Annotated in this window: 12 protein-coding genes and 1 pseudogene; 7 read left to right on the plus strand and 6 right to left on the minus strand. The window is 66.1% G+C overall.

Annotated elements, in window-relative coordinates:
- Positions 1–109 precede the first annotated feature (109 nt).
- The 3 genes from AC3WLC_RS28215 to AC3WLC_RS28225 form a co-directional block, all read right to left on the minus strand.
- The gene (locus tag AC3WLC_RS28215; protein WP_493687211.1) at positions 110–1939 is read right to left on the minus strand and encodes a methyl-accepting chemotaxis protein; all 1830 of its coding nucleotides are present in this window, start codon (positions 1937–1939) and stop codon (positions 110–112) included.
- Between the two features lie 513 nt (positions 1940–2452).
- Positions 2453–3217, minus strand: a complete 765-nt coding sequence (locus AC3WLC_RS28220; protein WP_493687212.1) for a competence/damage-inducible protein A — start codon at positions 3215–3217, stop codon at positions 2453–2455.
- Between the two features lie 127 nt (positions 3218–3344).
- Complete coding sequence (locus AC3WLC_RS28225) at positions 3345–4196, minus strand: FkbM family methyltransferase (protein ID WP_493687213.1); 852 nt, start codon at positions 4194–4196, stop codon at positions 3345–3347.
- Positions 4197–4348: 152 nt separating this feature from the next.
- On the opposite strand from AC3WLC_RS28225, the gene AC3WLC_RS28230 reads away from it, so the two are divergent.
- The 3 genes from AC3WLC_RS28230 (at position 4349) to radC (ending at position 6885) form a co-directional block, all read left to right on the plus strand.
- Positions 4349–5269, plus strand: a complete 921-nt coding sequence (locus AC3WLC_RS28230; protein WP_493687214.1) for an alpha/beta fold hydrolase — start codon at positions 4349–4351, stop codon at positions 5267–5269.
- A gap of 66 nt (positions 5270–5335) precedes the next feature.
- Positions 5336–6160 carry a type I methionyl aminopeptidase gene (map, locus tag AC3WLC_RS28235; RefSeq protein WP_493687215.1) on the plus strand — a complete coding sequence of 275 codons (825 nt, stop codon included), beginning with the start codon at positions 5336–5338 and terminating at the stop codon, positions 6158–6160.
- Positions 6157–6885 carry a RadC family protein gene (gene radC / locus AC3WLC_RS28240; RefSeq protein WP_493687216.1) on the plus strand — a complete coding sequence of 243 codons (729 nt, stop codon included), beginning with the start codon at positions 6157–6159 and terminating at the stop codon, positions 6883–6885. The genes map and radC overlap by 4 nt, the downstream gene beginning before the upstream one ends.
- On the opposite strand, the gene AC3WLC_RS28245 is transcribed toward radC, so the two are convergent.
- Complete coding sequence (locus tag AC3WLC_RS28245; RefSeq protein WP_493687217.1) at positions 6863–7537, minus strand: helix-turn-helix domain-containing protein; 675 nt, start codon at positions 7535–7537, stop codon at positions 6863–6865. The genes radC and AC3WLC_RS28245 overlap by 23 nt on opposite strands.
- A gap of 311 nt (positions 7538–7848) precedes the next feature.
- Here AC3WLC_RS28245 and AC3WLC_RS28250 point away from each other — a divergent pair, with 311 nt between their 5' ends.
- Both AC3WLC_RS28250 and AC3WLC_RS28255 read left to right on the plus strand, forming a co-directional pair.
- Entirely contained in the window at positions 7849–8712 is an 864-nt protein-coding gene (locus AC3WLC_RS28250; RefSeq protein ID WP_493687218.1) for a PhzF family phenazine biosynthesis protein, read from the plus strand.
- Between the two features lie 10 nt (positions 8713–8722).
- Positions 8723–9073: pseudogene (locus AC3WLC_RS28255) on the plus strand (LysR substrate-binding domain-containing protein); the annotation flags it as partial.
- A gap of 73 nt (positions 9074–9146) precedes the next feature.
- Here the strand turns inward: AC3WLC_RS28255 and AC3WLC_RS28260 are convergent.
- Entirely contained in the window at positions 9147–10160 is a 1014-nt protein-coding gene (locus tag AC3WLC_RS28260) for an SDR family oxidoreductase (RefSeq protein WP_493687219.1), read from the minus strand.
- A gap of 124 nt (positions 10161–10284) precedes the next feature.
- Here AC3WLC_RS28260 and AC3WLC_RS28265 point away from each other — a divergent pair, with 124 nt between their 5' ends.
- Positions 10285–10902: a TetR/AcrR family transcriptional regulator gene (locus AC3WLC_RS28265; RefSeq protein ID WP_493687220.1), complete on the plus strand. Its 618-nt coding sequence runs from the start codon at positions 10285–10287 to the stop codon at positions 10900–10902.
- 9 nt (positions 10903–10911) lie between these two features.
- On the opposite strand, the gene AC3WLC_RS28270 is transcribed toward AC3WLC_RS28265, so the two are convergent.
- Positions 10912–11529 carry an NAD(P)H-dependent oxidoreductase gene (locus AC3WLC_RS28270; protein WP_493687221.1) on the minus strand — a complete coding sequence of 206 codons (618 nt, stop codon included), beginning with the start codon at positions 11527–11529 and terminating at the stop codon, positions 10912–10914.
- A 190-nt stretch (positions 11530–11719) separates the two neighbouring features.
- Here AC3WLC_RS28270 and AC3WLC_RS28275 point away from each other — a divergent pair, with 190 nt between their 5' ends.
- Complete coding sequence (locus AC3WLC_RS28275) at positions 11720–13135, plus strand: circularly permuted type 2 ATP-grasp protein (RefSeq protein WP_493687222.1); 1416 nt, start codon at positions 11720–11722, stop codon at positions 13133–13135.
- Positions 13136–13142: the final 7 nt, after the last annotated feature.

Below are 13142 nucleotides of genomic sequence, written 5' to 3' on the forward strand. Positions count from 1 at the left end.
GGCTGGTCCTGCAGCGGGCTTAAGAAAGAGCCTTTCCGCAAAGCGCATCCGGACGACGCTGGCAAGAGCCTTGGAGACACAATCCCCGGCGCGGCTCCCCCGCCAGCCCCTAGAACTCGGCCCAGCCGTCGTCGCCCCGGCCACCATTGGCCACCCTGGCGCGCGGGAGCGGCATGGGTCTGGCAGGTGCGGCTGTCGCCCTCGTCATCATCGGCAGGACCGCGCGCAGATCGGCCGCCAGTCGCGCCGGCTGGTCGCTGCCGCCGAGCCGGAAGGCACCGACCAGCGCGGCCAGCGCCTGCGTCTCGCCCTGCAGGTCGCGCGACAGCTTCGAGCTGGCGTCGGCCATCAGCGAGTTGCGCTGGGTGATCTCGTCCATATGGGCGACGGTCTTGGCCATTTCCTCGACGCCATTGGCCTGCTCGGTCGCCGCGCTCGAGATCTCGGCGATGGTGCCGGCGACCCGGTTGGCCGCATCGACGATCTCGTCGAGCGTGCGGCCGGCATCCTTGACCAATTGGACGCCGGAACGGACCTGCTCGCTCGAATTGGCGATCAGCGACTTGATGCCGTTGGCCGATTCGCTGGAGCGGCCGGCGAGCGCCCGGACCTCCGAGGCGACGACCGCAAAGCCCCGCCCGGCATCGCCGGCCCGCGCCGCCTCGACCGCGGCGTTGAGCGCCAGCAGATTGGTCTGGAACGAGATCTCGTCGATCATCGAGATGATGTCGGCGATCGAGGTGGAGGCCTGCTCGATCCGGCCCATCGCCGCGACCGCGTCGGTGACGATCGCCCCGCCGCGCGAGGCGACCGTCTTGGCCTCGTCGCCGAGCGCCGCCGCCTGGCGTGAATTGCCGGCGCTGGTCTTGATCGAGGCGGCAAGCTCCTCGGTCGTCGCCGCCGTCTCCTGCAGGCTCGCAGCCTGGGACTCGGCGCGCTCGGCGAGCTCGATGCTTTCGCTCGCCATCTTGTCGGCCGCGGCCCCGACCTTGCCCGAGATCACGCCGACGGCGCCGATCACCTCGGCCATGGTCTCGATCAATTCGTTGATGCCGCCACACAGGATGGCGACCTCACCCTCCTTGCCGGCCATGTCGATCCGAGTCGTCAGGTCCTTGTCCTTGGCCTGGCCGATGACGGCCTGCGCCTCGCCGACCGCCTTGGCGAGCTGGCGCGCCGCCTTCTGCTCGGTGATGTCGGTGGCATATTTCACCACCTTGGTCGGCCGGCCCTTGGCGTCCATGATCGGGTTGTAGCTCGCCTGGATCCAGACCTCGCGGCCGCCCTTGCCGAAGCGCTGGTACTGGCCGGAATCGTATTCGCCGCGGCCGAGCTTCTCCCAGAAGACGCGGTATTCCGGCGAGCTGCGATAGGCCGCGTCGCAGAACATCGAGTGATGCTTGCCCTTGATCTCGCCGAGCGAATAGCCGGTGACGGCGAGGAAGTTCTCGTTGGCGTCGAGGATATGGCCGTCGAGCGTGAACTCGATCACCGCCATCGCCTTGCGGATCGCCGAGACCTGTCCGGCCATGTCGGCTTCGTGGTTCTTCTGCTCGGTGATGACAGTCGCGAACTTGATCACCTTGACCGGCTTGCCGCTGGAATTGAGCACCGGATTGTAGCTCGCCTCGATCCAGAGCTCGCTGCCATCCGCGGCGACGCGCAGGAACTGACGCGCCTCGTATTCGCCGCGCGCGAGCCGCGCCCAGAACGCCTTGTACTCGGCGCTCGCGGCCTCTTCCTTGGTGACGAAGATGCTGTGATGGCGCCCGCGCACCTGATCGAGCGTATAGCCCATCGCCTTCAGGAAATTCTCGTTGGCATCGAGGATCGTGCCGTCGAGCGCAAAGCTGATCACCGCCGTCGAACGGTTCAGCGCCGCAATTTCAGCCGCGAGATCGCGGCGCGAGGCGCCGCTCCCGAAAGGATTGAGCCGCATGCCCCTTGCCCCCATTTTTAATAGGTCAAGAGTGCAATTAATTCGTTTACGGACTGATAATGCTAAATTATCAAGCCGAATAATACCTTTGACGTACGACTAGACCCATCAGCCAGCGCGAAGCCAAGAATCGAATACTCATTCGCACACGAATGACGCAGAAACCAGCGATTTTTGACAAGCAAAGAAGATAAAAAACACAACGATGTCGTTTCAAGAATTACTTAGAAGACATATATCCGTGTAAAATGAGATAAAATAGACAAGTCGCGGCCGATGATAGGAGATCATCGCCCCGCCGCGCGATCAACCTGGGGCCGATCGGCAAGAAGACCCATCGAGGCGAAACTCCAGGTTGATACAACCATAGAGTGTCATCCGCCGCCGGGGCCGGTTGCTTGCGGAATCGGGCACCGGAATCCATCGCGCAGCGCCTGCCCCTGTCATGAATGCCGACGCACTGACGCGGCGCGGCTCGTCAACGCCGGCGAACTGGTCGGGTCCAGACCAGCTCTATCTCTGCAATCGCGCCCGCTCCGCTTCGACCATCGCCTTCACCGCCGCCGTCGCCAGCGCCAGTTTCTGCGAATCGCGCGAGCGGATGACGACGTTGGTGTCAGGCCCGGTCTCGGACCAGAACGGGTAGGAGCCGATCGAGCAGTCGGGATGGGCTTTCGCGATCTCGGCCAGCGGCGTGCCGATATCGCCCTCGCGCAGGCCTGCCTGCACCGTCTCTGACAGAATCTTGGCGCCGGTCCTGAGCGTCGGCCCGACGACGTCGAGCATGGCCTGCATGATCGCAGGCACGCCGGCCATGACATGGACATTGCCGATTCTGAAGCCAGGCGCCTTCGACACCGAATTGGCGATCAGGTCGGCGCCAGCCGGAATGCGCGCCATCCGCATCCTGGCCTCGTTGAGCTGGTCCTTGGGGAAGCGCTCCAGCAGCATGTCGACGGCACGCTGGTCGTAGTCGATCGGCACGCCGAAGGCGGTGGCGACCGCATCCGCCGTGATGTCGTCATGGGTCGGGCCGATGCCGCCGGTGGTGAAGACATAGGTGTAGCGCGCGCGCAGCGCGTTGAGCGCCGAGACGATCTCGTCGGTCAGGTCCGGCACGACCCGGACCTCGCGCAGTTCGATGCCGATATTGGTCAGGTACTCGGCGATGTAGCCGATGTTCTTGTCCTTGGTCCGGCCGGAGAGGATCTCGTCGCCGATCACCAGGATCGCGGCGGTGACCACGGGTTGGAAGGCGGGCGCTGGCGCTGCCGTCATGGGCTTGTTCCTGCTGTTCTCGTTCGCCCCGATCTGCGAGCGAGCTAAGCCGCTTGCGCGCGATTGCTCAAGCGGCGCGCCGGTCGGGGCCGCCATGCGCGCGCGGCGGGCGTGTCAGGCGCGGGTCTCAAGTGCTCTTGCGCTCGTAGACGAGATTGAGCCGGGTCTGGGCGACCAGCTTGTAGCCCTTGCTCTCCAGCAGGGCCGGCAGGTCCGCCTGCCAACGGCCGCGCGAATCCTCGACGATGACGAAGCCGGGCCAGAGCGCTTCGGGCGCATCGCGCAGGAAGGGTTCGAGGATCAGGTCCTCGGCGCCTTCGACATCGAGCTTGATCGCATCGATCCGCTCATAGCCCTCGCTCTGTACCAGCGCGAGCAGGGTCGTCGCCGGCACCCTGACCGAGTTCGCGTTGCTGGAGCGCAGGATGCGCACGCTCGATTCGCCCTTGTTGGCGGGATCGAGAAAAAGCGTCAGCTCGCCCGGCTTGTCGGCCAGCGCGCAGGCGATCGCCTTGACCGTGCCGAACGGGTTCTGGGCGATGTTGTAGGTCAGCCGTGCGAAGATGTCGGGCTGCGGCTCGACCGCGAGGATACGCGCGCCCCGCCCGGCCCGCGCCGCGACGAACAGCGAATAGGCGCCGATATTGGCGCCGACATCGATGAAGCTGAATCCGTCACGAATGCGCGAGGCCAAGAGCTCGCGCTCCCGGGCGTCGAAATATTGCGGCGTGAACAGCACCCGCTTCTCGCAGACATTGCCCTCCGGATAGAGCCGCATCTGGGCGCCGAGCGCCTCGATGTCGACGGGCTGGCCCTTGAGCCGGTTGAGCCCGAGGCGGCGCAGCGCGAAGGCGACCTTGCGGCCGAGGAAGGAGCCGGAAGCGCCACGCGTCCAGCCGATGATGCGGGCGATGAACCCCTGCGGCGCGAAGGTGCCGAAGGGCTGCTCCTCGGCCGGTCTGATCTCATTAAGTGCCATCGGCGCGCTGTACACCTCGCCGGCCTTTCGCGCCAGCCGGATGACAGTGGGCAGGCACGAACGACGACCAAGCTTGCATCCTGCGAGATTCTGGCGCGCTGATGGGACCCACTCGCATCGCACCGCGAGAGCCCGCGGCATTGGAGTCCATCATGCTCAGATTCGCCTCCGCCCTGGTCGTGGCTCTCGGTCTGGCGCTGCCGGCGCAGGCCCAGGTCGAGCCGTTCCCTGCGGACTTCAAGACGCAGGAGATCGCCACCAACGGCACGACTCTGCACGTCCGCATCGGCGGAAGCGGGCCAGCGGTCGTGCTGCTGCACGGCTATGGCGAGACGGGTGACATGTGGGCGCCGATGGCAGCCGACCTCGCTCGTGAACGCACCGTGGTCGTGCCCGATCTGCGCGGCATGGGGCTCTCGGCCCAGCCCTCGGGCGGCTTCGACAAGAAGAACCAGGCGCACGACATCGCTGGCGTCCTCGACAAGCTCGGCATTGCCAAGGCTGACCTCGTGACCCATGACATCGGCAACATGGTCGGCTTCGCCCTTGCCGCCCAGTATCGGGATCGCGTCTCCCGCTTTGTCCTGATTGACGCGCCGGTCCCCGGTGTCGGCCCCTGGGAAGAAATCCTCAAGAACCCGCTGCTCTGGCACTTCCGCTTCGGCGGGCCGGACATGGAGCGCTTGGTCGCCGGGCGCGAACGCATCTATCTCGACCGCTTCTGGAACGAGTTTTCCGCGACGCCCAGCCGCTTCAGCGAGGCGGCACGCCAGCATTACGCCGCGCTCTACGCCAGACCGGGCGCGATGCATTCCGGCTTTGCCCAATTCGCGGCCTTCGACCAGGACGCAATCGACAACAAGGCTTTCCTCGCGCAGCAGGGCAAGCTTGCGATGCCGGTACTCGCGCTGGGCGGCGAGAAGTCGTTCGGGCCGACCATGGCAGTGGTGATGCGCTTTGCCGCGACCGATGTCAGCGAAGGCATCGTCCCAGATTCCGGGCACTGGATCATGGAGGAAAATCCGAAGGCGACCATTGCTGAGGTCCGCAAATTCCTCATCCGTGCGCCCTGAGCCCGGCGGCGCTTGCGCAGCCCTTCAAACCCAATAGATAAGGAGGTCTAGGAGCGGCCCTACGGAATGACCTTGAACGAATCGATCTCGCGCGGGCGGCGCGATCCCGCCATCAAGCTGCATGGACCCGAAGCTTTCGCGGCGATGCGCAAGGCCGGGCAGCTGACGGCGCGCGGCCTCGACATGCTCGCCAGCGAGGTCAAGCCCGGCGTCACCACGCAGCGCCTCGACGATCTCGCCTTCCAGTTCGCGATGGACAACGGCGCCTATCCGGCGACCCTGTTCTATCGCGGCTACACCAAGTCGATCTGCACCTCGATCAACCACGTCGTCTGCCACGGCATCCCCGACGACAAGCCGATGCGCGAGGGTGACGTCGTCAACATCGACTACACGCTGATCGTCGATGGCTGGCACGGCGATTCCAGCCGGATGTTCGCGGTCGGCGACATCCCGCGCAAAGCCGAGCGGCTGGTCGAGATCACCTATGAGAGCCTGCTGCGCGGCATCCGCGTCGTGCGCCCCGGAGCGACCACCGGCGATATCGGCTTCGCCATCCAGCGCTATGCCGAGGGCGAGCGCTGCTCGGTGGTACGCGATTTCTGCGGCCACGGCCTCGGCCAGGTCTTCCACGACGCGCCGAACATCCTCCACTACGGCAGCCCCGGCGAAGGCGTCGAGCTCAAGCCCGGCATGCTCTTCACCATCGAGCCGATGATCAATCTCGGCAAGGCGAGCGTGAAGGTGCTCTCCGACGGCTGGACGGCGGTGACGCGCGACCGCTCGCTCTCGGCCCAGTTCGAACACACGGTCGGCGTGACCGACACCGGCTGCGAGATCTTCACGCTCTCGCCCGCCGGCCTCGACAACCCGCTCGCGCCGCGCCCATGAAGAACGGCGGCAGCGGCAAGTCAGCTCCGATTGCCGCCGCCCCGGACGAGGCCCCGCCGCATCATCTTGGCCATCGCGACCGCCTGCGCCAACGCTTCCTCGATGCGGGCGACGCTGCCCTGCCCGATTACGAGCTGCTCGAACTGCTGCTCTTCCGCTCGATCCCGCAGCGCGACGTCAAACCGCTTGCCAAGCAGCTGATCCAGCATTTCGGCTCCTTCGCCGAGGTGATCGGTGCGCCGGTCTCGCGCCTCAGGGAGGTCAAGGGCGTCGGTGAGAGCGTCGCGCTCGACCTCAAGATCGTCGAGGCGGCGCTGAAACGCACCATGAAGGGCCAGGTCGCCAAGAAGCCGGTGCTCTCCTCCTGGTCCTCCGTGATCGACTATTGCCGCCTCGCCATGGCCTTTGCCGAGCGCGAGCAGTTCCGCATCCTGTTCCTCGACAAGAAGAACGCGCTGATCGCCGACGAGGTGCAGCAGACCGGCACGGTCGACCACACCCCGGTCTACCCGCGCGAGGTGATGCGCCGGGCGCTGGAGCTCTCGGCGACCGCCTTGATCCTGGTTCACAACCACCCGTCCGGCGACCCGACCCCGTCCGGCGCCGACATGCGCATGACCCGCGAGCTGGTCGACATCGCCAAGCCGCTGGGCATCGCCATCCACGACCACATCATCGTCGGCCGCGACGGCCATGCCAGCTTCAAGGGTCTGGGGTTGATCTGAGCTCGGCCCGCAGCGCGCCCGGCGACTCGCCCAGGGTCCGGCGCATCGCCCGCGCCAGCGCCGAGCCCGAGTCGAAACCGGTGCGCCAGGCGATCTCGCCGACCGGCAGGGTCGTGTCGGCCAGCAGGCGGCGGGCGGCTTCGATGCGCTGATCGTTGCGGTAGTCGCCGATCGACATGCCGGTGAACTGCCGGAACAGCCGCGTCGCCTGCCGTCGCGACAGGCCAAATGCATTGGCGAGCTCATCGAGCGGAAGGTCTTCGCCCAGACGCTCGCCCAGGGCCGCGCGCATCTCGGCGACCAGGGCGCTGCCATGGTCATCGCGGCTTGCGCCTGAAAGCGCTTCACCCTGCTCGATGCGGGTCAGTGTCGCGATGAGCAGGGCCGCAGCCAGATGATCCTGTGCAGCCTTGGGCGCGGCTTCGGCAGTGTCGGCGCAGCACAGGCGCAGCAGTGTCCGCATCAACGGCGTCGCGGCAAACAGCGACGGCTTGCTGATCCGGCGCTCGAGCGGATGCGACGTCGCAAGCTGCGCGAGCGCCGCTTCCGTCAGATAGAGCGCGACGTGATTGCTCGACTGGCGGAGCGCCTGCGACTCGTGCGCCTGCATCTTCGGCACGACGATGAAGCGATCCTCGCTGAGCCAGGTCACCGACCGGCGCGTCTCGTCCCTGAAGGCGATCGTGCCGCGCGTAGGCACCAGGATCATCGCACAGTCGTGCCAATGCCACTGCGTCCGATACTGCGGGCCGCCCCCGGTCACGACGGCACGTTGCTCGCTCGCATCGAGAAGATGCGATGGCGGCGCCGAATGCCGGATGTGCTCGAAGGATCGAAGCATGCGACGTCAGCCTAGCACATTCAGAGAAATATACGGGGCTCATGGAGCCTGTGGCCCGCCGGGTCGCGCGATATGGCCCGTTGGGACGCGCGGGATGCCACGCCGGCCGGCAAGCTCGGGGCATGACAACTGCTCGTAACTCCACCCGGCGCTATGACGAACAGGTCTTCACCGTCAACGTGTTCGGCAACGGACCCGGCGGCGGCAATCCGGCGCCCATCGTCGTCGACGCCCGCCAACTCAATGGCGAGGCGATGCGCCAAATCGCAGGCCGGCATGGCCATGAGAGCGCCTTCGTCCTGCCCGGCCGCGACGGCTGCGACTACCAGTTCCGCTTCTTCGTACCGAACCATGAGATGGAGATGTGCGGCCACGCCACGCTTGGCACGATCTGGCTGCTCGACCATCTCGGCGAATTGCCGAAGCCCACTGTGTCGATCGCGACTTTGTCGGGGCCAGTTCAGGCTCGTGTCGAGGGTGGGCAGGCGAGCGTGAGCCAGCCTCGGGGTCGCTCCTCCGACGTCGACGATCCTGCCGCCGTGTTCGACGTGCTCGGCCTGACGCCTTCCGACCTGTTGGACTACCCGGTGCTCAATGCCGCGACCAGCCGCGTCAAGACGCTCGTACCGCTGCGCTCGCTGGAAACCCTGAACGGTCTTCGGCCTGACTTCGCCCGGATCGAAGCGCTCTGCGATGCGATAGGCTCGACCGGACTGTATCCGTTCGCGCCGGTCGATGCGGATGCCGGCGTCTTCTCGGCCCGGCAGTTCCCGCGCTCCTCCGGCTATCCCGAGGATGCCGCGACCGGCATCGCGGCAGCGGCCCTGGCCTGGAGCGCCTGGGACCTCGGCCTGACGTCGCAGCATCGCGTCCTCGTCAGGCAGGGCGAGGCCATGGGGCGGCCGTCGCAGATCACGGTCGAGCGCGAGGACGAGCGCTGCTGGCTGTCCGGCAGGGCCGAACTCATGGGGGAGATACCGCTATAAAGCCCGCACCTGGGAGGAACTCGGTCGGCTCCCATGCGCAAGCTGGGGCCGCGATACCGACGCCCATACGATCTGGCGACTCGGCGACGAGCGGGTTGAGCCTTTTCCGCTTCTGACGACGAACGACTACCTGCATCTGCGCAATCGGGCGCTGGCCGGAGAATTCGTCACCCAGCTTCCGCCGTTCCTCGCCACCGAAGCGCTGCGCATAGGCGGGCTTCGCGCACTCCTGCCGGGCCATCCGATGCCGGAGCAAGAGATCAATCTGCTCTACCCGGCGCACTGCTTCCCTTCGAGCGCCGTACGCGCCTATCTCGACTTCTGCCGAGAACAAGTCTCCGAGTTCGTCGCGCAGCCATAGCGAAGGCTCGGCCGCGCACAGTGATGAAGCCCGTCCCCCACTCCCGCGGCCCAGCGCGGGACCGGGCATGGACTCAGCCCCGGGTCTTCTCCGTGAAGACCGCGCCGAACTCTTTCATCCGGGCGACATAGTAGGCGGGATCGATGATCCCGTCGGGAAAGTAGAGGCCGGGCTTCAGCGCCTCGCCGCCGGAAAGCCCGAGCGCGCGTTCGGTCGCGAGCGCGACGCCGAGCGCCGTCAGCGGCGCCTGCCCTTGCGGATGCACGACCTCGAGACTGCGTTTTGCGCGTTCGCCCGAGTGCAGCACGCCCTCGATTGCGATCACGCTCTCGGTCGAGAACGGCTCGCCGCTGCGGCGGCTGGCCGAGATGTCGAAGGCGAGATCGAAGCGGATGTTCTTCGCATCGATCGCGGTCGCCAGGCTGAGCACATCGAGCGGGCCGTAGGCCATGGCCGGCAATTCGACGCCGTCGACGCTGCGATAGCGCGCCTTGGCCTCCTCGCCCGAAATCCAGGCGAAGCGGCCATCCTTGAGCGTCAGCGTCGCGGTGCCAGCCTGGGTGATGCGCTCATAGTCGGCCAGCGCCGCCTGCCCGCCCATGTCCTCTTCGTCGAGCAGCACGCCGACATGGATCCGGTCGATCGAGCGGAAGGCCTTAGCCTGCTCCAGCACCGGGAACAGCGCCGCACCGGCGAGCCATTGGCTGGCCAGGACGATCGGCGCCGCCTGCGGCTCACGGATGAACCGGGCGGTCTCGATGCCAATCTCGAAGGCGCCGCTGGAGACGCTGAGGTGCGGGATGCCATGGCGCTGGGCGAAGCGCAGCGCGTTACTCCAATCGTCCTTGACGAAGACGATGACGGCGCTGAAGCGCGCGGCTTCGGGCAAGCCGAGATCAGGCTTCGACAGGTCGGCAGCGAGCGCTTCGACGCCCAGCTTCTCCGCTACGACCTGCGCCTTCGCAAGATCGCGGCCGGCGATCGTGACCGGCAAGCCAGGATGCAGGCGCCGGATCGCTGCGGCCGCCTGCACGCCGACGACGCCAGAGCCGCCGATGATGAGGACGGGGTGCTTTATGCTGGACATCAGATGGTCTCCGTCACGAGCCAGTCGCGTGGGCGCTGGAATTTCTACCAAAAGTAACTTACTTTAAGTAGGAATTCGATTTCCCTCTTGTCAAGCGAGCCTTCGCCAGGATTCTTGAATCGCCATGTCACCGACCTTCGCCATCGCCTCGCCCCGCAAGCTGCCGAAACAGGAACGCCGCGAGCAGCTGCTGGACTGCGCCCAGGAGATGGTCCGCGATGAAGGTACCGAAGCGCTGACCCTCGCCCGCGTCGCCGAGCGCGCCGGCGTCACCAAGCCGGTCGCCTACGACCATTTCGGCACCCGCGAAGCGCTGATGGTCGCGCTTTTCCGGCGCATCGACGACCGGCAGACGACGATTCTCGTCGAGACGCTAAAGGCGACGGCCGGCCGGCTCGATGCCATCGCCGCGACGATCGCAGCCGCCTATATGAATTGCGCTTTGGAGGTCGGAACCGAATGGTACGCGCTCTCGGCCGCGCTCAAGGGCAGCGAGGCGATGGAGACCGTTCAGCGCGAGCTCGTCGCCCGCTATGTCGGGATCTGGCAGAGCGCCTTCGCGCCGCATGCGAGCCATCTGACAGCCGACGAGTTGCACTTGCGCTGCATCGGCATCCTCGGCGCGGGCGAAGCGATCTCGCTCGAATTGCTGCGCGGCCAGATCGATGAGAGCCGGGCTGGAGCCAGCCTTGCGGTCCTGATCACGGCCGCAATCGGCGCCGCGGCCACGTTCCCCGGCTGAACTCGGCCGCTATCGATCCGGGGCGAACACCGCCTTGCCGAGGCTTTCAGCCTCAGCAAGCCAGCCTGCTCGTTCGCCGTCCGCGCTACCGACAACCGGCCTGAAGACATGCCGCTGATAAGCTTTCACGCCACAATAGGGCAGCACGCAACGCCCCCAGATCAGTTCGAGCGGATCACCCAACTCCGCTTCTTCGCGCAGCGCGGGTGTATCGGAGGTGTTCAGGATGAGTGCGGTCCTGAGCGCCAGCAGCCCCTCCGGCAGGCCGTCCGCCGTTCGCAGGCGATAGGCCACGCCCGGAACCAGCACCCGATCCATCCAGCCCGACAAGATCGCAGGCGGCTTTCCCCACCAGTTCGGATGCACGACGAGCAGGCCGTCGGCAGTTGCGATGTCGGATCGATGCTGTCGAATAATCGGATCTTCCGCGCGGAACAGGACCGCTTCGAACGTATCGCCGACGGTATAGGCCTCTTCCGCCTTCAGACAGGGATCGAACCCCTCGGCGTAGAGATCGTGATGGAGGACATCGTGGCCGGCCTCGGACAGCGCGCTCCGAACCCGCGCCGAGAGCGCATGGCAAAAACTGGACCCGCGAGGATGAGCGACCAGGGAGAGAATCCGCATGGCCGACAACGACTACACGGCACCGGAGTCTGCAAGGGCCTCGGCGGCTTTCTCCGCCGAGCATGTCCCGATCAAGCCCTCGCGCTCTGCCCAAGAAAGCGGCAAAGGCCTCTCAAAGCGCTGGCAACAGACCCCTTCCCCAACTGGAGCGAATGCGCATAGGCTAGCCGAAACAGGGGAAGACGGCTGCATGGTCGCATTCGACGAGATGACTGGGGGGGAAGGCGGCCTGCGGGCGGCCTATGGCGAACTGGATCGCTGGCTGAAGGAGGCGCCGCCCGAGATGCTGGCGCTGCGCCGTTCGCAGGCGGAGCTGTTCTTTCGCCGGATCGGCATCACCTTCGCCGTCTATGGCGACGAGGAATCGACCGAGCGCCTGATCCCCTTCGACATCATCCCGCGCGTACTGACCAAGCCGGAATGGACCAAGCTGGAGAAGGGCCTGCGCCAGCGCGTCACCGCGCTCAACATGTTCCTGGCCGATGTCTACGGGCCGAAGGAGTGCCTGAAGGCCGGGATCATCCCGCCGGACCTGGTCTATCGCAACGCCTGCTACCAGCTGCAGATGGTCGATTTCCAGGTGCCGCACGGCATCTACTGCCACATCGCCGGCATCGACATCGTCCGCGTCGACGCCGACACCTTCTATGTGCTCGAGGACAATGCGCGCACGCCGTCGGGCGTCTCCTACATGATGGAGAACCGCGAGGTGATGCTCCGGCTTTTCCCGGAGCTGTTCGCCACCCATCGCGTCGCGCCGGTCGACAATTATCCCGACCAGTTGCTGGCGACGCTGCGCTCGGTCGCGCCGCGCACGGCCTCCTCCGATCCGACGATCTGCCTGCTGACGCCTGGCCAGTACAATTCGGCCTTCTACGAACACTCCTTCCTGGCCGACAAGCTCGGCGTCGAGCTGGTCGAGGGCTCGGACCTCCTGGTCAAGGACGACGTCGTCTACATGCGCACGACGCAGGGTCCCAAGCGCGTCGACGTGATCTACCGGCGCATCGACGACGACTTCATCGATCCGCTGGTCTTCCGCAGCGATTCCGTGCTCGGCGTGCCCGGCATCATCGGCGCCTACAAGGCCGGCAACGTCACGCTGGCCAACGCGGTCGGCACCGGCGTCTCCGACGACAAGGCGGTCTACAGCTACATGCCGGAGATCGTGAAATTCTTCACCGGCGAGGAGCCGATCCTGAAGAACGTGCCGACCTATCGCTGCCGCGAGCGCGAGGCCAATGCCTATGTGCTCGACAATCTAGAAAAGCTCGTCGTCAAGGAGGTCAACGGCTCCGGCGGCTACGGCATGCTGGTCGGCCCGCATGCCAGCAAGCAGCAGATCGAGACCTTCCGCAAGAAGCTGAAGGCGCAGCCCGAGGGCTTCATTGCCCAGCCGACCCTGGCGCTCTCGACCTGCCCGACCTTCGTCGCCTCGGGCGTGGCGCCGCGCCATGTCGACCTCAGGCCTTATGTCCTCTCCGGCGCCAACGGCATCTCCTGCGTGCCGGGCGGGCTGACCCGCGTCGCGCTCAAGGAAGGCTCGCTCGTGGTCAATTCCAGCCAGGGCGGCGGCACCAAGGACACCTGGGTGCTCGACGCATGACGAAGAT

The sequence above is a fragment of the Allobosea sp. GW821-FHT03A12 genome (assembly GCF_058986765.1).

Coding starts and splice junctions, on each gene's coding strand:
- AC3WLC_RS28230 (WP_493687214.1), top strand. CDS start 4,349: ATGCTCAGATTCGCCTCCGCCCTGGTCGTGGCTCTCGGTCTGGCGCTG.
- radC (WP_493687216.1), top strand. CDS start 6,157: ATGAAGAACGGCGGCAGCGGCAAGTCAGCTCCGATTGCCGCCGCCCCG.
- AC3WLC_RS28250 (WP_493687218.1), top strand. CDS start 7,849: ATGACAACTGCTCGTAACTCCACCCGGCGCTATGACGAACAGGTCTTC.
- AC3WLC_RS28270 (WP_493687221.1), bottom strand. CDS start 11,529: ATGCGGATTCTCTCCCTGGTCGCTCATCCTCGCGGGTCCAGTTTTTGC.
- map (WP_493687215.1), top strand. CDS start 5,336: ATGACCTTGAACGAATCGATCTCGCGCGGGCGGCGCGATCCCGCCATC.
- AC3WLC_RS28220 (WP_493687212.1), bottom strand. CDS start 3,217: ATGACGGCAGCGCCAGCGCCCGCCTTCCAACCCGTGGTCACCGCCGCG.
- AC3WLC_RS28275 (WP_493687222.1), top strand. CDS start 11,720: ATGGTCGCATTCGACGAGATGACTGGGGGGGAAGGCGGCCTGCGGGCG.
- AC3WLC_RS28260 (WP_493687219.1), bottom strand. CDS start 10,160: ATGTCCAGCATAAAGCACCCCGTCCTCATCATCGGCGGCTCTGGCGTC.
- AC3WLC_RS28225 (WP_493687213.1), bottom strand. CDS start 4,196: ATGGCACTTAATGAGATCAGACCGGCCGAGGAGCAGCCCTTCGGCACC.
- AC3WLC_RS28265 (WP_493687220.1), top strand. CDS start 10,285: ATGTCACCGACCTTCGCCATCGCCTCGCCCCGCAAGCTGCCGAAACAG.
- AC3WLC_RS28215 (WP_493687211.1), bottom strand. CDS start 1,939: ATGCGGCTCAATCCTTTCGGGAGCGGCGCCTCGCGCCGCGATCTCGCG.